Source organism: Palleronia marisminoris (assembly GCF_900172315.1).
GTDB lineage: Bacteria > Pseudomonadota > Alphaproteobacteria > Rhodobacterales > Rhodobacteraceae > Palleronia > Palleronia marisminoris.
Window position 1 is genome coordinate 161,535 of record NZ_FWFV01000001.1, and the last position, 23,043, is coordinate 184,577.

Below are 23,043 nucleotides of genomic sequence, written 5' to 3' on the forward strand. Positions count from 1 at the left end.
ATCATTGTGCGGTTTCGGCCAGGATCGGGCGGCCGAGGCTGCGCGAGTGGCCGCGGAACTCGGCCACGGCGGTGCCGTCGGCCCGACAGACCCGGATATCGTAGATGCCCGACCGGCCCGAGCGGGAGACTTCCCGCGCCGTCGCCGTCAGCCGTTCGCCCGCCTGCCCGGGGCGCAGGTAGGTGATCGCGCAATGCTGCGCGACGGTCACCTCGTCATAGGTGTTGCAGGCGAAGGCGAAGGCGCTGTCGGCCAGCGCGAAGATGTAGCCGCCGTGAACCATGCCATGACCGTTCGCCATCGCGTCGGTGAAGGTCATCGACAGCTCGGCCTGCCCCGGCGCCACGCGCTCGATCACGATACCAAGCGATTGCGAGGCATGGTCGGTCGACCACATGCGGGCGGCGCAGGCCTCGGCGCGGTCCTGGTCGCTCATCACCGCCCCCGGAACGCGGGCGCGCGCTTCTGCAGGAAGGCTGCGACCCCTTCGGCATAATCGTCCGAGAACCCGGCCTGTCGCTGCGCGTCGCGTTCCGCATCGAGCTGCGTATCGAGATCGGCGGTCGCCGCCTCCTGGATCAGCCGCTTTGTCAGTCCCAGCCCCAGCGTGGGGCCGGCGGCCAGTTTCTCCGCAAGCTCGGTCGCTTCGTCCTGCAGCGCTTCGTCATCCACCGCGCGCCAGATCAGGCCCCAGTCGGCCGCCTGTTCCGCGGGAACGGGTTCGCCGGTCAGGGCAAGGGCCTTCGCGCGGGGCTCGCCAAGGATACGCGGCAGCCACCACGTTCCGCCCGAATCCGGAACGAGGCCGAGCTTCGCGAACGCCTCGACGAACTTTGCCGACCGGGCCGCCAGAACGATGTCGCAGGCGAAGGCGATGTTCGCCCCTGCTCCGGCCGCAACGCCGTTCACGGCGCAGATGATGGGCTTTTCGATCGACCGCATGAGCCGCAGCAGCGGGTTGTAGAACGTCTCGATCGTGTGGCCGAGATCGGCGCGCCCCTTGCTCGGGTCGCGGTCCCCCAGATCCTGCCCGCCGCAGAACCCGCGCCCCGCCCCGGTGATCAGGATCGCGCGAATCCCTGCATCGTCGCGGGCATTCTCCAACGCGGTGCGCAGCGCGCCGTGCATCTCGTCGTTGAACGCGTTCAGCTTGTCGGGCCGGTTCAGCGTCACAAGCAGGACGCCGGAACGAACGGCGGTCTTGACGGTCTCGCTCTCGGTCATGTGTCTCCTCCCGCCTTGCGAAGAGGCAAGGTCGAGATTCAAACTTGCATAGACCGTCCGGTCGGTCAATAATGCGAGCACGACATGGGAGGAGACATGGTCGATCACTTTGCCCGCCACCGGGACTTGTTGCTGCGCGCCGTCGAGGCGGCTTCGCAGCGAACCTTCTGGACGCCGTTCCCCGAGATCCCCAGCGGCAAGTTCTATGGCGAGACTGCCCGCGCGGACGGCAAGGCCGCCTATGACGCGACGCTGAACGCAGCCTTCGAGATCGGAGACCACCCGCAAGAATCCCGCGTCGGGGGCGAAACCTCGCCCTGGGGCGGAGATCTCGGTATCTCCTACCCCGCTGCGAAGCCCGAAACACTGATCGCCGCGTCGCAATCCGCCGCCGAGGGTTGGGCCGATGCCCCGGCCGAGGCACGCGTTGGTGTCTGCCTCGAGGCGCTCGCGAGGCTCAACGCGATGAGCTTCCTGATCGGTCACGCCACCGAACATACCACCGGACAGGCCTTCCCGATGGCGTTCCAGGCCGGCGGTCCCCATGCCCAGGATCGTGGGCTCGAAGCCGTCGCCGTCGCGTGGGACGAACTCAATCGCACCGCCGCGAGCAGCCTCTGGGAGAAGCCGCAGGGCAAGCGGGACCCGATCGTGATCGAGAAGCGCTGGCACCTCGTGCCGCGCGGGGTCGCGCTGACGATCGGGTGCAACACCTTCCCCAACTGGAACGGCTACCCCGGGATTTTCGCCAGCCTCGCGACCGGCAACACCGTCATCGTCAAGCCGCATCCCGGCGCGATCCTGCCCCTCGCGCTGACCGTCCGCGTGCTGCGCGAGGTCCTGGCCGAGGCCGGCCTGCCCCGTGACGCGGTGCTTCTCGCGGCCGACGAGGCGGGAGCCGAGATCACGAAGAGCCTCGTCACCGATCCCGCCGTGGGCATCGTGGACTACACCGGATCGAGCGCCTTCGCCGACTGGATTCGCGCCAATGCCCGCGACACCTTGATCTTCACCGAGGAGACCGGCGTGAACTCGGTCACGATCCTCGGGACCGACGACTTCGCGGGGATGTGCGCCAACCTCGCGTTCTCCTTCGCGCTTTATTCCGGCCAGATGTGCACGTCGCCGCAGAACGTCTATGTTCCCCGCGACGGGATCGACACCGACGAAGGACACAAGAGCTTCGAAGACGTCGGCCGCGTCCTTGCGCAAGCCATAGACGCGCTTCTCGCCGATCCCGAACGCGCCGCGTCCGTCTGCGGCGCCATCGTCCGCCCCGAGGTATCCGCCCGCGCGGAACAAGCCGCCCGGCAGGGCCGGATCATCCGCGAGGGCGCGCCGACCGGCGTCGGGCGCAGCGCGACGCCCTGGCTCAGTGTGGTCGACGGCCCCGATCAAGGCCCCCATACGGACGAGTGCTTCGGTCCGGTCGCGTTTCTCGTGCCGTGCGATGACGCCGAGCATGCGATCCGGGCGGCCTCGGGGATTGCCCGGCGGAAGGGGGCCATCACCGCAGCGCTGTACTGCACCGATCCCGACGTGATCGACAGGGCCGGGCGCGCTTTCGCCAAGGCCGGGGTGAACCTTTCGGTCAACCTTACCAGCGGCATCTACGTGAACCAGTCGGCCGCCTTCTCGGACTTCCACGTCACAGGGGCGAACCCGTCCGGGAACGCCAGCCTTACCGATACCGCCTTCGTCGCGCCCCGCTTCCGGCGTGTCATGGTCAGATGGCCCAAGGCCGCCTGACCGCCAAACCACGCATGTTTCATCAGGGAGGAGAAACAATGACGTTCCGCACAACCACCGCACTTCTGACGCTTGCCGCCATCGGCCTGGGCAACGCTGCCACCGCCGAGATTCGCCTCGGCGCCAGCGTCTCGGCGACCGGTCCGGCCGCGTTCCTGGGCGATCCCGAGGCGAAGACACTGGAGATGCTCGTCGAGCAGCTGAACGAGGAAGGCGGCATCGACGGAGAGCAGGTCGAGCTGGTCCTCTACGACGATGGCGGCGACCCGAACAAGGCCCGCACCTTCGCCACCCGCCTGATCGAGGATGACGAGGTCACGGCGATCATCGGCGGCTCGACCACCGGGACGACCATGTCCATCGCCTCGCTGGCCGAGGACGAGGGCATCCCCTTCATCTCGCTGGCCGGCGCGATCGAGATCGTCGATCCGGTGAAGGAATACGTCTTCAAGACGCCCCATACCGACCGGATGGCCTGCGAGAAGATCTTCGCCGACATGACCGATCGCGGGATCACGACGATCGGCATGATCTCGGGCACCGACGGCTTCGGTGCCTCTATGCAGGCCCAGTGCAAGGATGTCGCGGGCGAGTACGACATCGAGGTCGCCGCGGACGAGACCTACGGCCCCGGCGACGCGGACATGACCCCTCAGCTGACCCGGATCCGCAACACCGACGGGATCCAGGCGATCCTGAACCCCGGCTTCGGCCAGGGACCGGCGATCGTGACGCGCAACTACAGCCAGCTCGGGATCGAGACGCCCCTCTATCAAAGCCATGGCGTCGCGTCGGATGCGTTCATCGAGCTTGCCGGCCCGGACGCGGCGGAAGGCGTCCGCTTGCCCGGGACCGCACTGCTGATCGCGGACCTGCTCGATGAAGGCGACCCTCAGAAGGAGGTCGTGACCGCGTACAACACGGCCTACCAAGAGCGCTATGGCCAAAGCCCGTCGACCTTCGGCGGCTATGCGCATGACGCGTTCCAGCTGATGACGAACGCCATCCGCGAGGCGGGCTCGGCCGAACCGGACGCCATTCGCGACGCGCTCGAGGCGACCGAAGGGCTGGTCGGCACCACCGGCACCTACTCGATGAGCGCCGAGGACCACCTTGGCCTCGACCTCTCGGCCTTCCGGATGCTGGAAGTCGCCGACGGAACCTGGCGCTCGATCGAGTGAACCGGACGCGGCGGGGCGCCCAGCCCCGCCGCTCCAAACGCACCCTTCAGCGGAGACGCTCATGGACGCCCTACTGCAGTTCGTCTTCTCCGGCCTGACGGTCGGGGCGGTCTATGCGCTCGTCGCATTGGGCTTCACGATCATCTACAACGCGTCGGACGTGGTAAACTTCGCCCAAGGCGAGTTCGTCATGCTGGGCGGGATGATCACCTGGTTCGGCCATGACGCGGGCCTGCCGCTCATGCTTGCCGCAGCGCTTGCCATCGCGGTCACCACGGCGGTCGGCGTGGCGCTGAACAAGTTCGCGATCGAGCCAGCCCGTGGCGCGCCCGTCGTATCGCTCATCATCATCACCATCGGCGCTTCGATCCTGATCCGGGGCGCGACGCAGCTGATCTTCGACAAGCAGATCCACCGCTACCCCGCCTTCACCGGCGAGAACCCGATCGAGGTCATGGGGGCGACGATCCTGCCGCAATCGCTCTGGGTGATCGGCGGCGCGGTCGCGGTATTCGTCGCGTTGTGGCTGTTCTTCTCGCGGACCCTGATGGGCAAGGCGGTGCTTGCCACGGCCAATAACCGGCTTGCGGCGCAGCTGGTCGGGATCAACACCAACTGGGTGATGACATTGTCCTTCGGCCTGTCGGCCGCCATCGGTGCGCTGGCCGGAGTGCTGGTCACGCCCATCACGCTGATTTCCTACGATGTCGGCGTCGCGCTTGCCCTCAAGGGCTTCGCGGGCGCGATGCTGGGCGGCATGGGCAACCCGAAGGGCGCGCTTGTGGGCGGGCTGGCGCTCGGCCTGCTCGAGGCGCTGACGGCTGGCTATCTCAGCTCGCAATACAAGGACGCCGTGGCCTTCATCGTCATCCTCGCCGTGCTCTTCGTGATGCCGCAGGGCCTGTTCGGCAAGACCTCCGCGGATCGGGTGTGATCATGTCGAAATGGCTTCAACTCGCGATCCTCGCCGCGCTCATCGCCGCCCTGCCCCTGCTGTTTCCGTCGGGCTACTACTACCGGATCGGCGCCCTCGTGTTCGTCAACGCGCTGGCGGTGATCGGGCTGGCGATCCTGATCGGACAGGCCGGCCAGATCAGTCTCGGCCATGCGGGCTTTGCCGGGATCGGCGCCTATTCCTGTGCCCTCGGCCCCGAATGGCTTGGCCTGCATCCCGCGCTGTCGCTTCTGGCGGGGGCGGCCCTGTCGGGGGTGACGGCCCTTCTGATCGGCCGCCCGATCCTGCGGTTGCGCGGCTATTACCTGGCCGTTGCGACGCTCGGCTTCGGCATCCTCGTCGCCATGGTGATCCAGAACGAACGGGCGCTGACCGGCGGTCCCGACGGCATGGCCGTGGCCGAGCTGGGGCTGCGCGATCTTCTGCGCGATCTGGGCTGGCGCATCGGCGGCGGCGAGTTCTGGTATGCCGTCAGCGGCATCGTGCTGATCCTGGGCGCTTGGATCGCGCTCAACATCTTCGACAGCCCCACGGGACGGGCGATGCGGGCGCTTCACGGGTCCGAGGTCGCGGCGCGGACCGTCGGCATCGACGTGGCGAGCTACAAGCTGAAGGCCTTCGTCATCTCGGCCGTCTACGCCTCGGTCTCGGGATCGCTGCTGGCATTGCAGAACCGCTACATCACGCCCGACGTCGCCGGGTTCCTGCACTCGATCGAGCTTGTCACCATGACCGTCCTCGGCGGCGCGGGATCGATCATGGGGGCGGTGTTCGGCGCGGCGATCCTGACGATCCTGCCGCAGGTCCTGACGGCGCTTGCCGATTACGAGCAGCTCGTTCTGGGTGCGATCATGATCGTCGTGATGATCTTCATGCCGCAGGGACTTCTTCCCTACATCTCACGGCGCCTGCGGAGGACGGGGAAATGAGCCTTCTCGAGATCAAGGACCTGGGCATCAGCTTCGGCGGCCTGAAGGCGGTCGACGGCGTCGGCTTCGAGGTTTCCGAACGCGAGATCGTGTCGGTCATCGGGCCGAACGGCGCGGGCAAGACGACCCTGTTCAACATGATCTCGGGGGTCTACCGCCCGCAGCGCGGCTCGGTGCACCTGGACGGGCAAGAGGTGACAGGGACCGAGCCGCATCACCTGGCCGCGCTCGGCCTGTCGCGCACGTTCCAGAACCTGCAGATCTTCCAGGAGATGTCGGTGCTGGACAACGCCGTGGCCGGGTTCCACCTGCGCGAACGGGGATCGATCCTCGCCGACATGCTGAGCTTGCCCTCGGTCCATCGCCGCGCGCGGGTCGCCCGGGACGGCGCCATGGCGCTGCTCGACCGGGTGGGCCTGGCCGATCTCGCCAATGAAGAGGCCGGCAACCTTTCCTACGGGCGGCTCAAACGCCTCGAGATCGCGCGTGCGCTGGCGGTGGATCCGCGCATCCTGCTGCTGGACGAACCTGCCGCCGGCTGCAACGCGGTCGAGACCGAAGAGATCGACGCCCTGATCGCCGAACTGGCCCGCGAGGGCGTCGCGATCCTGCTGGTCGAGCACGACATGAAGCTCGTCATGAAAATCTCGAACCACGTCATCGTGCTCGATCGCGGACGGAAGATCGCGGAAGGTCCGCCGGCCGAAGTCTCACGCAATCCCGAGGTGATCGCGGCCTATCTCGGCGCGGAAGAAGAGGACGACGCCCATGCTGACGGTTGAGGGGCTGAAATCGTGCTACGGCCGGATCGAAGTTCTTCATGGCGTCGATCTGGAGGTCGCCGAGGGCGAGATCGTCACCGTCGTCGGTGCGAACGGCGCCGGCAAGACGACGCTCTTGCGCTGCCTGTCGGGCATCCAGCCGGTGTCGGGCGGCCGGGTGATCTTTCGCGGCGCGCCCCTGACGGCGGCAGCGCACGGCCGGGCGGCGCTTGGCCTGACGCAGTCTCCCGAAGGGCGCCAGATCTTCACCAACCTCTCGGTGGAAGAGAACCTCCGCCTCGGGGCCTATTCCCGCTCTTCCAGGGGCGTTCGGTCGGACATGGCCGAGAGCTACGCGATGTTCCCGATCCTGGAAGAGAAGCGCCACCTGCCCGCGGGCGGGCTGTCCGGCGGTCAACAGCAGATGCTCGCCATCGCGCGGGCGCTGATGGCCCGCCCCTCCTGCCTGCTGCTCGACGAGCCGTCCATGGGCCTCGCCCCGCTGCTGACCAAGCAGATCTTCGATACGCTGAAGACACTGAGGGATCGCGGGATGACCATCCTGCTGGTCGAGCAGAACGCCCGCGCGGCCCTCGGTCTCGCCGACCGCGCCTATGTCATGGAGACGGGCCAGGTGATCATTTCGGGCATGGCCCGCAATCTGCTCACCGATCCCCGCATCCGCGACGCATATCTTGGAACCTAGCACCAGCCGCTCATTCGACCTGGTCCTGGGGTGATACGGAGACGAGAATGACCACTCGCTACGAAGACTACGAGCGGCTCAAGTTCGACTGGCCGGCAGAGCGCGTCCTGCGGGTGACGATGGAGAACCCCGGGCGCCTGAATGCGGCCGACGCGATCATGCACGGTGAACTGGTGCGGATCTGGCGGGACGTCGACGCGGATCCGCAGGTCAACGCGGTGATCATCCGGGGCGCAGGGAAGGCATTCTCCGGCGGCGGCGACCTCGACCTCGTGCGCGAGATGACGCAGGACTTCGAGACCCTGACCCGGGTCTGGAAGGAAGCGCGCGACCTGGTCTACAACTTGATAAACTGCTCGAAACCCGTGGTCTCGGCGATGGCGGGGCCGGCCGTGGGTGCGGGGCTGGTGGCAGGTTTGCTGGCGGACATCTCGATCGCCGCGAAGGACGCGCGGATTATCGACGGGCACACCCGGCTTGGCGTCGCTGCGGGTGATCATGCAGCGATTGTCTGGCCCTTGCTCTGCGGGTTGGCGAAGGCGAAGTACTACCTGTTGTTGTGCGAGCCGGTGAGCGGCGAGGAGGCTGAACGGATCGGCCTGATCTCGCTCTGCACCGAACCTGACGAGTTGCAGGAGAAGGCTCTCGATGTCGCGCGGAAGTTGGCCGCCGGATCGCCCTCGGCCCTGCGCTGGACCAAGTTCGCGCTGAACAACTGGCTGCGGCAGGCCGGCCCCATCTTCGATACGTCGCTGGCGCTCGAATTCACCGGCTTCAACGGCCCCGACGTCCAGGAGGGCCTCGCTTCTCTCGCCGAAAAGCGGCCGCCGAAGTTCGACCCGCGATCGCCTCTGTGATGAAACGAGCCGATGCGGGGGCCAAGGGCCTGCGTTTGTCTGGCCATGCCTGAGATCCACATCCGCAAGGAAGGAATGGTCGGCCGCGTCACCCTTTCCCGTCCCGAGGCGCTCAACGCGCTGACCTGGGCGATGTGCCTCGAAATCGCGCGTGCGCTGGATGACTGGGCCGAAGACCCGCAGGTCGCTCTGGTAATCCTCGACGCCGAGGGGACGAAGGCGTTCTGCGCCGGCGGCGACATAGCGGAGATGTATCGCAGCGGTATCGAAGGCGACTACGATTACGGCCGCAGTTTCTGGCGCGACGAGTACCGTATGAACGCCAGGCTCGCCGAGTACCCCAAGCCGATCGTCAGCTTCCTGCACGGGTTCGTCATGGGTGGCGGCGTAGGGCTAGGCGGGCACTGCTCGCACCGGATCGTGGGCGAAAGCGCCCGGATCGCCATGCCGGAATGCTCCATCGGTTTCGTTCCCGATGTGGGCGGGACCTATCGCCTGGCGCAGGCGCCGGGGCGGCTGGGCGAATACCTGGGCCTCACCGCCGCGAGGATGGAACCGGGTGACGCGCTGTACGCGGGTTTCGCCGATCATTTCGTGCCCGAAGCGGAATGGCCCGCGCTGAAGGACGCCCTGATCGCTTCAGGCGACGCCGGTGCCGTCGCAGAGGCCGCGCGGGCCGCGCCTCACGGCAAGCTTGTCGACTGGCAGACGCAAATCGACTTGTTCTTCGGCGGCAAGGAGCTGGCCGACATAGTGCGTGCGCTCCGCGCAGATGGATCGGACTTCGCGCGAGAGACCAGGGCGGCGCTGGAACGGAACGCGCCGCTTTCCATGGCCGTGACGCTCAAGATGATCCGCCGCCTCCGCGGGCCGTCGCTCACCATCCGCGACGCGCTCGAACTGGAATACCGCGTCAGTTACCGGATCATGGAGCACGGGGATTTCCTCGAAGGCATCCGCGCTGCCATCATCGACAAGGACCGGCAGCCGAAATGGCGGCACGCGTCCATGGAAGTCCCCGAAGCCGACGTGGACCACATGTTGGCGCCACTCGCGCGAGACGCCCTGACCTTCAGGGCATAAATGTGAGAGTGGCGGATTCCGCCAGCGCCCAGGCGACCCCCTTCAGTGGGAGAGCACCCGCGAGAGGAAGCTCTGGGTGCGCTCGCGCCTAGGATTGTCGAAGACATCCGCGGGCCGGCCCTGCTCGACGATTTCACCCTCGTGAATGTAGATGACCCGGTCGGCGACTTCGCGGGCGAAGCTCATCTCGTGCGTGACGATGACCATGGTCATGCCTTCGCGGGCCAATTCCCGCATCGCGTCCAGAACCTCGCCGATCATCTCGGGATCCAGTGCCGATGTCGGCTCGTCGAAGAGCATCAGCCGGGGCTCCATCGCCAGCGCCCGGGCCAGCGCCACGCGTTGCTGCTGGCCGCCCGAAAGCTGGCTCGGGAACTTGTCCGCCTGGTCCGCGATGCCGACACGGTCCAGCAGGCGCTTGGCCGTCTCCCTGGCGTCTTCACGGCTTGCGCTTCGCACCTTGCGGGGCGCGAGCGTTATGTTGTCCAGCACGCTCAGATGCGGGAACAGATTGAACTGCTGGAAGACCATCCCGACTTCCGTCCGGATCTGCTGGAGGGTCTGGCTGGCCTTGCCATGCGGCTCCAGCATCTTTCCGTCGACCTCCAGTCGACCGCTCTGGAACTCCTCCAGACCGTTGATGCACCGGATCAGCGTCGACTTCCCCGAGCCGCTGGCACCGATGATCACCACGACCTCGCCGGGGGCGACCGACAGGTCGACATCCTTCAGAACATGCAACGCGCCGAAATTCTTGTTCAGCTTTTCCATCCGCACGATGGGCGCGGCGGTGTCGTCGATTTTCCGTTCACTCATTGGCCGACCAGCCCCCTGCGTTCCAGCATCCTCAACGCCAGCGAAAGCGTCAGCGTGATCGCGAGGTAGAGCACGGCGACCATCAGGTAGACTTCCAGCGCCCTGAACGTGGTCGCGATGTAGATCTGACCCTGCCTCACAAGCTCACCGACACCGATGACGGCGAAAAGCGACGTATCCTTGATGCTGATGATCCCCTGGTTGCCCAGTGCCGGGATCATCCGCCGAAAGCCCTGCGGCCAGATGATGTACCTGAACGTCTGCGCCCGCGACAGTCCAAGCGACAGCCCCGCCTCGCGCTGGCCCCGCTCGATGGATTGCACGCCACCGCGCACGATCTCCGAGATGTAGGCGCCCGAATTCACGGCGATGGCCGCGATGCCTGCGGTGATGGCGTCGATCGGCCCCCCCAGCAACTGAGGGAGGCCGTAGAAGATGAAGAGCACCTGGACCAGGACCGGCGTGCCGCGAAAGATCTCGATGTAGGCGATGGCGGGCCAACGCAGCCATGCCGTCGGGCTGAGACGCAGCAGCCCGAAGATCATGCCGAGCACGAAGCCGAACGCGAGTCCTCCAAACGCGATCAGCAACGTGTAGGGAACCCCCGCAAGCAGATACGGGATGGAATCCAGCGCGGCCTGCCAGTCGAAATCGAAAGAACCGTTCAAGGATGAACTCCGTCTCATGACAATGCGGCAAAGAAACGCCTCCCCGAAGTCATCTTCGGAGAGGCGACGTGTTCAGTCGACAGTGTCGCTCACGCGCGGGCGGTGTTCAAGACACCAAACTCACTGCTCGCTCGGGCTGCCGAACCAGTTGCTGTAGATCTCGTCGTAGGTTCCGTCCTCGTGCATGGCCGCGAGCGCCTCGTTGACAGGCTCCACGAGGTCGCTGCCCTTCGAGAAGGCAATGCCGTATTGCTGGCCTTCATAGAGCGGTCCGACGACCTTGACGCGGCCATCGCCCCGGGTCTTGGCGAAATAGCCGACATTCGGCGCGTCGTAGAACACCGCGTCGACGCTGCCGCCCATGAGGGCCAGGTACATGTCGCTCGAGCCCGGATAGGGCGTGATCGTGGCGCTGTCGCCGAACTTCTCGGTCAGGTAGTCGTAGCTGGTCGAGCCGATCTTCGTGCCGATCGTCAGGCCCTCGAGATCCTCGACCGTCTTGACGTCGTCATTGTCGGCGCCGACCAGGATCTGCAGACCGCTGTCGTAGTAGGGGTCCGAGAAATCGACGATCTCGGCGCGTTCGTCGGTGATCGTGATGCCCGCGATCGCGCCGTCCAAGTTGCCGGTCTGAACGGCGGGAATGATCCCGTTGAAGTCCATCGTGTTGATGTTGACCTCGAAGCCGACGCGGTCGGCCAGTTCACGGATGATGTCCATGTCGAACCCGATCATCTCGCCGGTTTCGCTGTCCATCATCTCGAACGGAACGAAGCTGGGGTCCGTCGCCATCTGCACGGTCTGGCCCTGCGCTGCACCACCCAGCGCGACGCCAAGACCAACCCATCCCGCCAGCGCGAAACCCTTCATCGAATAAGGCATAATATCTCCCTTTCTGCAACAAGAACAGAATGTTGTCCGTTGATGCTCAGGGCATAGGTTCGCGCGCGCGTTATCGAAGGTCAAGGTCAAATGCGGAAGCCGCGTCTGCGGTGGCGCAGAGCGGCGTGATGTCCGAAGCAAATACCCTGGGCGCGATGGCGATCGCAGGCCGTGATCTCGCAGGCGCGTCAGTCCGCGACGTCCCGCGGCCCGAACGATGTCCGGGCCGCGCAACTGTCAGCCTGCAGCCTTACTCCTCTTCGGCTTCCATCGTGGCGTAGCGCATGACGTGGAAGATCACGTTCTGCTCGATGGTGCCGTCGAAGAGATGCGCCCAGGGCCCTTTGGCATAAAGCGCGACATCGGTGCCCGAGTGCGTTTCCGAGGGCATCGGTATCAGCGCCTGCTGAATGTAGTCGAGGTCCGTCGCCTCCTCCTGGGTCACCATCGGGCGCGAGCCCTGGTAGAGCGGGCGCGGATCGCCTGCGGCCGCGCCGGTATCGGGATCGACCGGCTGGGAGATATCGGCGTCATCCACCTCCACCTGCTCGATGAGCACCGACCCGACCCCGTTGAGATATCCGGCCACGGTGTAGGGCAATTCGTCCGAGGCGAGGTTGGGCTCGCCCGTGTGCTCGATGCCGTCCGGGTTCACCCCCATGCAAAGTCCGAGGATGTCCGAGCCGCGACCGCAATAGCCATTGAACTGAAGCGCGTGATCGTGGTCGGCGGTGACGACGATCAGCGTCTCCGAGTCTTCCGTCATCTCGTCGGCCAGCGCGATCGCCTCGGCGAAGGCGCGCCCGTCGCGCACCGTCCGCGCAAGGTTGCCGGCGTGGTTGGCGTGATCGACCCGCCCGCCCTCGACCATGAGGTAATACCCGTCCTCGTCGCGGGACAGCACCTCGATCGCCGCCTCGGTCATTTCGGCGAGGCTCGGCTCGTTGGCCCGGTCGGCTTCGTAGAGCATGTGACTGCCCTCGAAGAGGCCGAGGATCGGACCCTCGACGCCCGAGGTGTCGATCTCCTGGAATTCCTCCTGCGTCTGCACGTAGGTGCCGTCCTCGCCGGTGATCTCCTCGATCAGGTTCCGCCCGTCGCCGCGGCTCCCGGCTTCGCCTTCCGCGTCGGTTTCGCCGTCCGGCAGGAAGTGCCGCCTGCCCCCGCTGAACACGACGTCGATCACCCCGTCATTCATCTGCGAGGCGAGCTGCGCGGCGATGTCGGGCTGGTCGCACCCTTCCGGCACCAAGGTGTCGTCCTCGTAGTCACGTGACACGGTGCGGGCATAGACCGCGGCGCCGGTGGCATGGGTGATGCGCGCCGTCGAGACGATTCCCACCGATTTCCCGGCATCCGACACGATCTCGGACAGAAGGGCGACCTCATCCTCGGCCCCCGCCGCGCAGTCCCCGACATTGACGGCATCGGTCACGTTTATGACGTCGTTCTTGGCCTTCACCCCCGAATTGAAGGCAGCCGCCGTCGGCGCGCTGTCAGGCGTCAGGCCATTGGTGGTGTAGGTCTTGACGAGTGCCAGGTAGGGGAAATCCTCGTGCGGCTGCACGTACTCGTCGCCATATCCGCCGTCCTGTTGTCCGGTGAAGACGCGCGTCGCGTAGTTCGTGGCGACGCCGTTACCGTCCGCGACGAACAGGATCACGTTCCGGGCGCGCCCGGTGATCTGCTCGCGCTGCAGCATCTCCTCGAGCTTGGCCTGCGCGTCCGCGAACCACTGATTCGACGCCTGCGGAACGGCTTCCTGGGCCGAGGCAACCGACGCGGTCATGCCGAGAACGGCAAGGGTGACTCTCAATTTCATCTGGTCCTCCTAACGCTCCGTCGCTGATCGCCGCGGGCGGATGCCACACGTGTGACGGTAGCCTCATGAGCCTACGACACGACCTGAAGATGAAAAGCCTTATGTTCAGCCTGCGGGGGGGTCGAGGGCGACGCACCACCAGATCCTGCGCCGCCTCGTCGCAACGATCGAGGCGATGGACCCCGAAAACCCCGAGCGCCGCGACATGATGCGCCTCCTGGCGGGCGAGCTTGAAATCCGCAAGCACGTGGAGGACGAGATCTTCTACCCCGCCGTCCGACCCGAACCGTCACTCCCGGTTCCTTTCCCGCTTCTGTGGCGCGGCGGCGCTGGGCTCGGGCGAGGATGGCCTGACCTTCGCCCTCCGGAGCGCCGGCCGCTTGCGCGCAGCAAAAGGCAACGGGTCCGGAGCTTTCGAGGCGTTCGCCGTGGCCATTCCCGACCTGCGCCAGCAGGCGCGGCTTCTCGGGGAAGCGGGCATCGCCTTCCATGAAACCGAGACGCGGCTGACGACAGCCGCACAGGACCTGTTCGGTGTGCGTGTCGAATTCGTTCCGGGCGAGACTCCGACACGGTGAGCCGCACGAGGCTCACGCGGACAGCCTGCCGTGGATTGAACAAACGCGAGACGGACGCGCGCCAGCCCGCAGTTGTGGGGCGGCAGAAATCCGGCCATAAACCCAATATGATGCGGACCGGAGGAAGTGGAAGCGGCGGAACATGACCGTGCAGGATGATGAGAATGCAAAGCTGGACGACGACGTAAGGGCTGTCCTGAGCCTGCAGTCGACGTCGCGGATACTCGAAGCCGCCGCGACGCTCACTGGCGTCCGCTTCGCTGCGATCGCACGGGTAACGCCGGATCGGTGGGTCACATGCGCATCGCTCGATCGACTGGAATTCGGGCTGACGCCCGGCGACGAGCTCGACGTCGACTCGACCCTGTGCATCCAGGTGCGCGGCTGCAGGAAGACGGTCGTGATCGACGATGTCGACACCGATCCCAACTTTCGCAACCATCCCACGCCGCGCCAGTACGGCTTCAAGAGCTACATCTCGGTCCCCATCATCACGACGAGCGGCGAATTCTTCGGAACGCTCTGCGGGCTGGATCCGGAGGCGAGACGCCTGAACACGCCAAAGGTGCTCGAGTCCTTCGCCCTGTTCGCGGATCTCATCGCGGCGCAGCTCGACACGCACCGGGCCTTCGCCGAGCAGGGGCGCCAACTCAGGTCCGAGCGGTCGTTCGGGCGGCTCCGGGAAGAGTTCATCGCGATGCTCGGCCACGACCTGCGGAACCCGGTTTCCGCGGTTCTGGCCGGGGTGCGCATCCTAGGGCGCAAGCCGCTCGACGCCGAGACCGAAGAGGTGGTCGAGCGGATCGGCGCGAGCGCGCGGCGCATGGACGATTTGATCCGTGACCTCCTGGACCTGACGCGGGGACGCCTCGGCGGGGGCATCCCGGTCGAGATCGATCCGGAGGCCGATATCCGGGACGAGTTCGAGCAGGTGATCTCGGAGATCCAGACGGCCACGGGGCGCGAGATCCGGTCGGAACTGGACTGCGGCTCCCTGCCCTGCGACCGCGCGCGCCTGGGACAGCTGCTGTCGAACCTGCTCAGCAACGCCGTCACGCATGGCGCACCCGACGCCCCGGTCACGGTGACGGCCGCCGAGCGGAACGGGCATTTCGTCCTCTCGGTCGGAAATCTCGGCGACCCGATCCCGGAGGATCTCCTGCCCACGCTCTTCAAGCCGTTCAACCGCGGGCCCGCCGGCTCGGCCGCCTCGGGTCGCGCGGGGCTGGGGCTCGGGCTGTATATCGCGTCCGAGATCGCCAAGGCGCATGGCGGCAGGCTGACCGCGACGTCGGAAGACGGCACCGTCAGCGTCACGTTGACGATGCCCGTGCCGCCCCGCGGGGTACGGTCGAAGTCCGTCTCGTCGAACGACGAGGCCGCATCGGCCTGAGCACCGGCGCCCTACATCCGAAGCGTTTCCGGCACCGCGCTGCGGATGTCGTGCGCGATGGCCGCCGTCAGAGCGTCGCAATCGCGGCTGGTGAGCGCCGCGAGGATCGCGGGGTGGATGTCGCGGACGCCCACGGCATCGGGGTTCTCGCGCGCCAGCCGGTTGAACGGCCCGAGCTGCAACCAGACACTCTCGATCAGCGGCATCGAGGCCTGATCGGGCGGCAGCTCGTAGAGCCTGCGGTGGAACGCCTGGTTCAGCGCGCTCACCCGGTCCGGATCCCCTGCCCCGCGCGCCATGCCGATCAGCGCATCGGTCTCGGCCATCTCGTCGATCACGACGTCCGATACATGGGGCAGCGCGCGCGCACCCGCGTGGGTCTCGAGCGCGATGCGCAGCGCCACGAGATCCTCGAACCGCGCCGGGGTCATGTCCGGCACCCGCAGGCGACGGTTCCCCAGCACCTCGATCGCGTTCTCCGAGCTCAGCCGCCGCAACGCCTCGCGGATCGGGGTCGGGCTGAGCTCCAGCAACTCGGCCACGCCGCGGATGGTCAGCGACGCACCTGGCGGCAGCCAGCCGGCCATCACCGCATTTCGCAGCCGGCGATACGCGTATTCCTGCCCCGTCATCGCGGGGGTCCGGTCGATCGGGGGCAGCGGCGTCTGCTGCATTCGGAGGCATCCCATATTTTCCGCGACCCAGACGTGACACGGAGATTGACAGGAGTCCAGAAGACATATCACAAGCAACCGAATGGTATCACATTGTGAGAATCGAACGTATGGACAAGACGGCGCCGATCGAGCGACTGAAAAGCGACCACCCCGAGGTGGACGCGATCTTCGCCTGCATCTGCGACCTGAACGGGGTGATGCGCGGCAAGCGCCTGCCCGCGGACCAGATCGACAAGGTCCGCGACGGCGGCCTTCGGATGCCGCTGTCGCTGCTCGGCATGGATATCTGGGGCGAGGATGTGGAAGGGTCGGACCTGGTCTTCGACACGGGCGACGCCGACGGGATCTGCGAACACACAGGCCGCCCCGCGAGCCTCGTGAACTGGACCGAGCGCCCCACCGCCTTCGTCCAGCTCTGGACCCTGAACGAGGACGGCAGCCCCTTCGCCGGCGACCCGCGCCGGGCGCTCGCCTCGATCGTCGCGCGCTTCGCCGAGCGGGGGCTGACACCCGTGGTCGCGACCGAGCTAGAGTTCTACATCGTGGATCCCAGCAAGGCGGCCCCGCAGCCGCCCCGCTCGCCGGTGACGGGCAAGCGGCTGGATTCCGACGGCGCGCTGTCGCTGGACGAGCTTCAGCATTTCGACTCGCTGCTGAACGAGATCTATGACGGCTGCCGCGCGCAGGACATCCCTGCCGACAGCGCGATTTCCGAGAACGGCGCGGGCCAGTTCGAGATCAACTTCAAGCACTTGGCCGACCCTCTTAAGGCGGCGGATGATGCGGTCCTGTTCAAGCGGCTCGTGCGCGGCCTCGCCCGCAAGCATGGCTTCGCGGCGACCTTCATGGCCAAGCCCTATGGCGACCGCGCCGGGTCGGGGATGCACGCCCACATCTCGCTGATCGACGCCGAGGGGCGGAACCTCTTCGACGATGGCGGCCCCGAAGGCACGCCGCTGCTGCGAAACGCGGTGTCGGGCCTTCTGCGCACGATGCCGGAACTGGGGCTGATCTTCGCCCCTCACGAGAACTCTTACCGCCGCCTCCTTCCTGGCGCCCACGCGCCCGCCTCCGTCGCCTGGGGCTATGAAAATCGCACCGTTGCGATCCGCATTCCCGGCGGCGACCACGCCGCCCGCCGGATCGAGCACCGCGTCGCGGGCGCGGATGCCAATCCCTACCTCGTCCTCACCGCGATCCTCGGCGGCATGCTTCTGGGCATCGAAGAGGAATGGGCACCCCCCGAACCCGTCACCGGGGATGCCTATTCCATGCGGCTCGACCGGCTGCCCCCCGACTGGGCCTCGGCCATCGACGCCTTCGCGCGGGGAGAACATGGCGAGCGTATTTTCGCGGGCCGTCTGAGGCGGATGTTCGAGCAATGCAAGCGGCAGGAGCTCGGCCGCTTCACCCGGCACGTGACCGACTTCGAATACCACTCCTACCTGGAGGCCGTCTGATGGACATGTTCGCGCATCCCTACGCCGGCTCGGGCGCGTATCCCGACAGCTACTACGCCGCCTCGGCCAACCCCGCCCCGCTGCGCCCGCGGCTGGAAGGGCGGCACGAGGTCGATATCTGCGTCGTCGGCGGTGGCTATTCGGGCCTCTCCACCGCGATCACGCTGCTGGAGCAGGGCCATTCCGTGACGCTGATCGAGGGCGCCCGGATCGGCTGGGGTGCCTCGGGCCGGAACGGCGGGCAGATCGTCAACGGGTTGAACGCGGGGCTGCACGTCTTCCGCCGCCGCTTTGGGAACGAGGTCGCGCAGAAGGTCGCCGCGCTGTTCATGGAAGGCGGCGAGATCATCCGCGACCGGGTCGCGCGCTACGGGATCGACTGCGACCTGAAGGAGGGCAACGTCTTCGCCGCCTTCAACGACCGCCACATGCGCGAGTTGCGCGAAAAGCGCGACCTCTGGGCCTCCTACGGACTGAACAGCCTGCAGATGCTGGGCCGGGACGAGATGCGCGAGCACGCGACGACCGACCTCTACTGCGGCGGGATGATCGACACCAAGGGTGGACACATGCACCCGCTGAACCTCGCCCTCGGCGAGGCCGCGGCTGTCGAAAGCCTCGGCGGCACGATCCATGAGATGTCGCCGGTGATCTTCGCCGATACCGACGCCCCCCGCCCCGTGCTCCGCACCGAGGGCGGCGAGATCGAGGCGCGCACGCTGGTCCTGTGCGGCAACGCTTACCTCAAGGGGGTGGTGCCGGGGCTGGAATGGCGGGTGATGCCGGTTTCCACCCAAGTCATGGCGACGGAGCCGCTGGGTGCCGAGCGCGCCCGCGCGCTGATGCCCGCCGACACCTGCGTCGAGGACGTGCGCTATATCCTCGACTATTACCGCATGTCGGCCGATCACCGGCTGCTCTTCGGGGGCGGCAGCGTCTATGGCGGCACGGATCCCAAGGACATCAAGCGCAAGCTCGTCCGCTCGATGGAGCGGGTGTTCCCGTCGCTGAAGGATACGGCGATCGAGCATGCCTGGTCGGGCAACTTCGCCCTCTCGTTCACCCGCGTGCCCCAGATGGGCCGGATCGGGACGTCCACCTATTTCGCCCACGGCTATTCGGGTCACGGCGTCTCGGGCTCGCACCTCTTCGGGCGCATCCTGGGCGAAGCGATCCACGGCGATCTGTCGCGCTTCGACATGTTCGCGAACCTGCCCTGGCTGCCCTTCCCCGGCGGCCGGACCTTCCGCGTTCCCTACTCCGTCCTCGGCTCGTGGTGGTATGCCGCGCGCGACCGACTGGGCGTCTGACTTCACCCCCCGCATGGAGCCTGCCATGAGCCGCACGACCCTGACTGCCCTGCTGCTGACCCTGCCCCTGACGGCGCAGGCGCAAGAGACGCTGAACTTCTACAACTGGTCCGACTACATCGCCGAGGACACGATCCCCGGCTTCCAGGACGAGACCGGCACGAGCGTCAACTACGACGTCTTCGACTCGAACGAGGTGGTCGAGGCCAAGCTGCTCGCCGGCTCGACCGGCTACGACCTTGTCGTGCCGTCGCTCGAATTCATGGCGCGGCAGGCGCAGGCCGGCGTCTTCCAGGAGATCGACAAGTCTAAGCTGGACAACTACGGCAACCTCGACCCCGAGATCATGCGCATCATCGAGGCGAACGATCCCGGCAACGCCTTCGGCATCCCGTGGATGATGTACTCGGTCGGGCCGGGCTACGATGTCGCCGCCGTCACCGAACGGCTGGGCGAAGACGCAAATCTCGACAGCTGGTCGCTGGTCTTCGACCCCGCCAATGCCGAGAAGCTGGCCGATTGCGGCATTGCGCTGCTCGACAGCCCGTCCGAGATCACGGCCGCCGCGCTGAACTACCTTGGCCTCGATCCCACGTCGGAGGATGCGGGCGATCTGGATCAGGCGATGGCGCTGCTGTCGGAGATCCGGCCGCACATCCGCTACTTCCACTCGTCGCAATATATCAACGACCTGGCGAACGGCGACATCTGCCTTGCGGTCGGCTATTCGGGCGACATCCTCCAAGCCAAGGACCGCGCCGCCGAGTCCGGCAACGGGATCGAGATCCGCTATGTCATCCCCGAGGAAGGCGCGCTTCTTGGCTTCGACATGCTGGCGATCCCCGCCGATGCGCCGCACCCGGACGCAGCCTATGCCTTCATCGACTACTTCCTGCGCCCCGAGGTGACGGCGGCGGTGTCGGACGCGGTGTTCTACGCCAACGCCAATAAGGCGGCGACGCCGCTGGTGTCCGAGGAAGTGCGCAACGATCCCGGCATCTACCCGCCAGAGGCGACGCTGACCAAGATGTATTCGGCCAAGCCCCACAGTGCTCGTTACGACAGGTCGCTGACCCGGGCGTGGACCACGCTGAAGACCGGCCGCTGAGGCAGATCGGGCCGCTCCGGCGGCCCGGACACCCCCATGACAGACACCCCCCTCCTTTGTATCGAGAACGTCACCAAGTCCTTCGGCGCCACCTATGCCGTGGACGACGTGTCCCTCGACATCCGCCGCGGCGAGCTGTTCTGCCTTCTGGGCGGATCGGGCTGCGGCAAGTCCACCCTGTTGCGGATGCTCGCGGGGTTCGAGGCGCCGAGCGCCGGGCGCATCGCGCTTGACGGGCAGGACCTTGCAAACGTGCCGCCCCACCAGCGCGACACGAACATGATGTTCCAATCCTACGCGCTGTTTCCCCACATGAGCGTCGAGAAGAACGTCTCTTACGGGTTGCGCCGCGCGGGCCTGCCCCGCGCCGAGATCGCCACTCGCGTGACCGAGATGCTGGCGCTTGTGCAGATGGAGCGGTTTGCCGCCCGCAAACCCCACCAGCTTTCGGGCGGCCAACGGCAACGGGTGGCGTTGGCCCGTGCGCTGGCAAGGCGGCCCAAGCTGCTGCTGCTGGACGAGCCACTGGGCGCGCTGGACCGCAAGCTGCGCGAAGAGACGCAGCTCGAGCTGAAGAAGATCCAGGAGACGCTGGGGATCACCTTCATCGTCGTGACCCACGACCAGGACGAGGCGATGACCCTTGGCGACCGGCTGGGCATCATGCGCGAGGGGCGGATCGTGCAGGTCGGCACCCCGCACGAGGTCTACGAGTTCCCGCAATCGCGCTTTGTCGCGGATTTCATCGGCACCGTGACCCTGTTCGATGGCACCCTGACCGAGGATCGCCCGACCGACGCCGTGATCGACAGCCCCGAGGCCGGCGGTCCGATCCGCATTCCCCACGCCGTCACCGGCTCGGTCGGGCAGTCGGTCGCCGTCGCCCTGCGCCCCGAGAAGATCGTCATCGGCCGCACCCCGCCCGAGGGTGTCGAGAACCGCCTGATCGGCACGGTCGAGACCCTCGTCTATCAAGGCGCGGCGTCCATTTTCCTCGTCCGGCTCGACAGCGGGAAATCGGTCCGCGTCAGCCGCTCGAACCGCGAGCGGGGCGAGGCCGAGGCGATCGCGCAGGGCGACCGCGTCCACCTGGGCTTCTCCGGCCAGTCCGCCGTGGTGCTTGCCTCGTGAGGCGGCTCGTCCCCCTCGTCCCCTTCCTGTGGCTGGGGCTGTTCTTCGTCATCCCCTTCGCGGTGCTGCTGAAGATCTCGTTCAGCGAGCCGGCCATCGCCATGCCGCCCTACCTGCCGCTGTGGGAGTGGGCGGACGGCGTCCTGACCATCGCGATCAACCTCGGGAACTACATCTTCCTGACCGAGGATCCGCTCTACCTCGTGTCCTACCTGTCCTCGGTGCGGATCGCAGCGATCTCGACCCTGGTGACGCTGCTGATCGGCTACCCGATGGCCTACGCCATCGCGCGCGCGCCCGAGGGGCGGCGCAACATCCTGCTGATGCTGGTGATCCTGCCATTCTGGACCTCGTTCCTGCTGCGCGTCTATGCGTGGATCGGGATTCTCAAGGCCAACGGGGTGCTGAACAACGCGCTGATGTCGCTGGGCCTGATCGATCAGCCGCTGGTGATCCTGCAGACCGACATCGCCGTCTACCTCGGCATCGTCTACACCTACCTGCCCTTCATGATCCTGCCGCTTTATGCGACCCTGTCCCGCCTCGACGGGGACCTGTTGGAGGCATCGGCCGATCTTGGCGCGAGGCCGCTGACGACCTTCGCGACCGTCACCCTGCCGCTGTCGATGCCGGGAGTGCTGGCCGGCTCCATGCTGGTCTTCATCCCGGCGGTCGGAGAATACGTGATCCCGGCGCTTCTTGGTGGCCCCGACACGCTGATGATCGGCACGGTGTTGTGGAACGAGTTCTTCCTCAACCGCGACTGGCCCGTCGCCTCGGCCGTGGCCATCGTCATGGTCCTGGTCCTGGCGCTTCCCATCGCGCTCCTGCGCCGCATCCAGAGCCGGGCGGAAAAGGCATGAGAAGCCCTGTCGCGCTGCGCATCGTGGTCGTCGCGGGCTTCCTGTTCCTCTACGCCCCGATCCTCAGCCTCGTCATCTACAGCTTCAACGAAAGCCGCCTCGTCACGGTCTGGAGCGGCTTTTCCCTGAAATGGTACGGCGAGCTTCTGTCCGACCCTCAGATCATCGGGGCGGCGTGGATCAGCCTGAAGGTCGCGTTCCTGTCGGCCTCGATCGCCACGGTGCTTGGCACACTGGCCGCGCTGGTCCTCGTGCGGGGCGGCAGAGGTCGGGCGGTGCTTGGCGGGCTGGTGACGGCGCCGCTGGTCATGCCCGAGGTCATCATCGGGCTGTCGCTGCTTCTGCTCTTCGTCGCGATGGAGGGCCTGATCGGCTGGCCCGGGGGGCGCGGCCTTCTGACCATCGTGATCGCCCACGCCACCTTCGGCGCCGCCTTCGCGACCGTGGTGATCGAGGCGCGGATGGTCACGCTCGACCGCGCGGTCGAGGATGCGGCGCAGGATCTGGGCGCAGGGCCCCTGCGCGTGTTCTTCGACGTCACCCTGCCCGCCCTTGCGCCCGCGCTGGTCTCGGCCTGGCTCCTGGCCTTCACGCTCAGCCTCGACGACGTGGTGATCGCAAGCTTCGTGGCTGGACCGGGATCGTCCACGCTGCCGATGGTGATATTCTCGAAGGTACGGCTGGGAGTCAGCCCCGAGGTCAACGCGCTGGCGACGCTGGTGATCGTCCTTGTCAGTTGCCTCGTCCTGATCGCCGCCTGGGTCTCGGCGCGGCAGCGGGTGCCCGAGGCCTGACCTCGCGCCCGCTGGTGCTGGACAAACGCGAGCCGGTCGCCCAAGGACGATCCCGACACGTGACCTCGGAAATACTGAGATGCGACCAACGCACCG

The 23,043-nt window shown here is 66.6% G+C and carries 23 protein-coding genes; 16 read left to right on the plus strand and 7 right to left on the minus strand.

The features are described 5' to 3' along the window. Position 1: 1 nt before the first annotated feature. Positions 2-436 carry a hydroxyphenylacetyl-CoA thioesterase PaaI gene (gene paaI / locus PAM7066_RS00795; protein WP_085852222.1) on the minus strand — a complete coding sequence of 145 codons (435 nt, stop codon included), beginning with the start codon at positions 434-436 and terminating at the stop codon, positions 2-4. Continuing rightward, on the minus strand, positions 436-1,224 hold the full coding sequence (gene paaG / locus PAM7066_RS00800) for a 2-(1,2-epoxy-1,2-dihydrophenyl)acetyl-CoA isomerase PaaG (protein WP_085852223.1): 789 nt from the start codon (positions 1,222-1,224) through the stop codon (positions 436-438). Before paaG ends, paaI begins: the two co-directional genes overlap by 1 nt. A gap of 96 nt (positions 1,225-1,320) precedes the next feature. On the opposite strand from paaG, the gene paaN reads away from it, so the two are divergent. The 8 genes from paaN (at position 1,321) to PAM7066_RS00840 (ending at position 9,445) form a co-directional block, all read left to right on the plus strand. After that, the gene (paaN, locus tag PAM7066_RS00805; RefSeq protein ID WP_085852224.1) at positions 1,321-2,973 is read left to right on the plus strand and encodes a phenylacetic acid degradation protein PaaN; all 1,653 of its coding nucleotides are present in this window, start codon (positions 1,321-1,323) and stop codon (positions 2,971-2,973) included. Between the two features lie 38 nt (positions 2,974-3,011). After that, a complete protein-coding gene (locus PAM7066_RS00810) occupies positions 3,012-4,154 on the plus strand; it encodes an ABC transporter substrate-binding protein (RefSeq protein WP_085852225.1) in 1,143 nt (380 codons plus the stop codon). Between the two features lie 61 nt (positions 4,155-4,215). Then, the gene (locus PAM7066_RS00815) at positions 4,216-5,088 is read left to right on the plus strand and encodes a branched-chain amino acid ABC transporter permease (RefSeq protein ID WP_085852226.1); all 873 of its coding nucleotides are present in this window, start codon (positions 4,216-4,218) and stop codon (positions 5,086-5,088) included. Positions 5,089-5,090: 2 nt separating this feature from the next. Next, positions 5,091-6,038 (plus strand): branched-chain amino acid ABC transporter permease, encoded by a 948-nt coding sequence (locus PAM7066_RS00820; RefSeq protein ID WP_085852763.1) that lies wholly within the window; start codon positions 5,091-5,093, stop codon positions 6,036-6,038. Beyond that, positions 6,035-6,820, plus strand: a complete 786-nt coding sequence (locus tag PAM7066_RS00825) for an ABC transporter ATP-binding protein (protein WP_085852227.1) — start codon at positions 6,035-6,037, stop codon at positions 6,818-6,820. Before PAM7066_RS00820 ends, PAM7066_RS00825 begins: the two co-directional genes overlap by 4 nt. Continuing rightward, positions 6,807-7,505: an ABC transporter ATP-binding protein gene (locus tag PAM7066_RS00830; RefSeq protein ID WP_085852228.1), complete on the plus strand. Its 699-nt coding sequence runs from the start codon at positions 6,807-6,809 to the stop codon at positions 7,503-7,505. Before PAM7066_RS00825 ends, PAM7066_RS00830 begins: the two co-directional genes overlap by 14 nt. 47 nt (positions 7,506-7,552) lie before the next feature. Then, complete coding sequence (locus PAM7066_RS00835; RefSeq protein ID WP_085852229.1) at positions 7,553-8,362, plus strand: enoyl-CoA hydratase/isomerase family protein; 810 nt, start codon at positions 7,553-7,555, stop codon at positions 8,360-8,362. A gap of 45 nt (positions 8,363-8,407) precedes the next feature. Continuing rightward, positions 8,408-9,445, plus strand: coding sequence for an enoyl-CoA hydratase/isomerase family protein (locus PAM7066_RS00840; protein ID WP_085852230.1), 1,038 nt, complete (start codon positions 8,408-8,410; stop codon positions 9,443-9,445). A 42-nt stretch (positions 9,446-9,487) separates the two neighbouring features. Here the strand turns inward: PAM7066_RS00840 and PAM7066_RS00845 are convergent, their stop codons facing one another. The 4 genes from PAM7066_RS00845 to PAM7066_RS00860 form a co-directional block, all read right to left on the minus strand. After that, positions 9,488-10,261 (minus strand): amino acid ABC transporter ATP-binding protein, encoded by a 774-nt coding sequence (locus tag PAM7066_RS00845; RefSeq protein ID WP_085852231.1) that lies wholly within the window; start codon positions 10,259-10,261, stop codon positions 9,488-9,490. Then, complete coding sequence (locus tag PAM7066_RS00850) at positions 10,258-10,929, minus strand: amino acid ABC transporter permease (protein WP_085852232.1); 672 nt, start codon at positions 10,927-10,929, stop codon at positions 10,258-10,260. The genes PAM7066_RS00845 and PAM7066_RS00850 overlap by 4 nt, the downstream gene beginning before the upstream one ends. Positions 10,930-11,049: 120 nt before the next feature. Next, complete coding sequence (locus PAM7066_RS00855) at positions 11,050-11,811, minus strand: transporter substrate-binding domain-containing protein (protein WP_085852233.1); 762 nt, start codon at positions 11,809-11,811, stop codon at positions 11,050-11,052. Positions 11,812-12,061: 250 nt separating this feature from the next. Beyond that, positions 12,062-13,633, minus strand: a complete 1,572-nt coding sequence (locus PAM7066_RS00860; protein WP_175484535.1) for an alkaline phosphatase — start codon at positions 13,631-13,633, stop codon at positions 12,062-12,064. A 428-nt stretch (positions 13,634-14,061) separates the two neighbouring features. Between PAM7066_RS00860 and PAM7066_RS00865 the strand changes: the two genes are divergently transcribed. Continuing rightward, the gene (locus PAM7066_RS00865) at positions 14,062-14,211 is read left to right on the plus strand and encodes a hypothetical protein (protein ID WP_176237559.1); all 150 of its coding nucleotides are present in this window, start codon (positions 14,062-14,064) and stop codon (positions 14,209-14,211) included. Between the two features lie 142 nt (positions 14,212-14,353). Next, on the plus strand, positions 14,354-15,604 hold the full coding sequence (locus tag PAM7066_RS00870; RefSeq protein ID WP_085852235.1) for a GAF domain-containing sensor histidine kinase: 1,251 nt from the start codon (positions 14,354-14,356) through the stop codon (positions 15,602-15,604). A gap of 11 nt (positions 15,605-15,615) precedes the next feature. On the opposite strand, the gene PAM7066_RS00875 is transcribed toward PAM7066_RS00870, so the two are convergent. Then, positions 15,616-16,278, minus strand: a complete 663-nt coding sequence (locus PAM7066_RS00875) for a GntR family transcriptional regulator (protein WP_085852236.1) — start codon at positions 16,276-16,278, stop codon at positions 15,616-15,618. A gap of 110 nt (positions 16,279-16,388) precedes the next feature. Here PAM7066_RS00875 and PAM7066_RS00880 point away from each other — a divergent pair, with 110 nt between their 5' ends. Genes PAM7066_RS00880 through PAM7066_RS00905 form a run of 6 tightly spaced genes read left to right on the plus strand, consistent with a single transcriptional unit; the run spans position 16,389 to position 22,947 of the window. Beyond that, positions 16,389-17,741 carry a glutamine synthetase family protein gene (locus tag PAM7066_RS00880; protein WP_085852237.1) on the plus strand — a complete coding sequence of 451 codons (1,353 nt, stop codon included), beginning with the start codon at positions 16,389-16,391 and terminating at the stop codon, positions 17,739-17,741. Next, positions 17,741-19,051 (plus strand): NAD(P)/FAD-dependent oxidoreductase, encoded by a 1,311-nt coding sequence (locus tag PAM7066_RS00885; protein WP_090928584.1) that lies wholly within the window; start codon positions 17,741-17,743, stop codon positions 19,049-19,051. The genes PAM7066_RS00880 and PAM7066_RS00885 overlap by 1 nt, the downstream gene beginning before the upstream one ends. A 25-nt stretch (positions 19,052-19,076) precedes the next feature. Continuing rightward, positions 19,077-20,159, plus strand: a complete 1,083-nt coding sequence (locus PAM7066_RS00890) for a polyamine ABC transporter substrate-binding protein (protein WP_085852238.1) — start codon at positions 19,077-19,079, stop codon at positions 20,157-20,159. A gap of 36 nt (positions 20,160-20,195) precedes the next feature. Beyond that, the gene (locus PAM7066_RS00895) at positions 20,196-21,290 is read left to right on the plus strand and encodes an ABC transporter ATP-binding protein (RefSeq protein WP_085852239.1); all 1,095 of its coding nucleotides are present in this window, start codon (positions 20,196-20,198) and stop codon (positions 21,288-21,290) included. Continuing rightward, complete coding sequence (locus PAM7066_RS00900; protein WP_085852240.1) at positions 21,287-22,153, plus strand: ABC transporter permease subunit; 867 nt, start codon at positions 21,287-21,289, stop codon at positions 22,151-22,153. The genes PAM7066_RS00895 and PAM7066_RS00900 overlap by 4 nt, the downstream gene beginning before the upstream one ends. After that, on the plus strand, positions 22,150-22,947 hold the full coding sequence (locus PAM7066_RS00905) for an ABC transporter permease subunit (RefSeq protein WP_085852241.1): 798 nt from the start codon (positions 22,150-22,152) through the stop codon (positions 22,945-22,947). The genes PAM7066_RS00900 and PAM7066_RS00905 overlap by 4 nt, the downstream gene beginning before the upstream one ends. Positions 22,948-23,043: the final 96 nt, after the last annotated feature.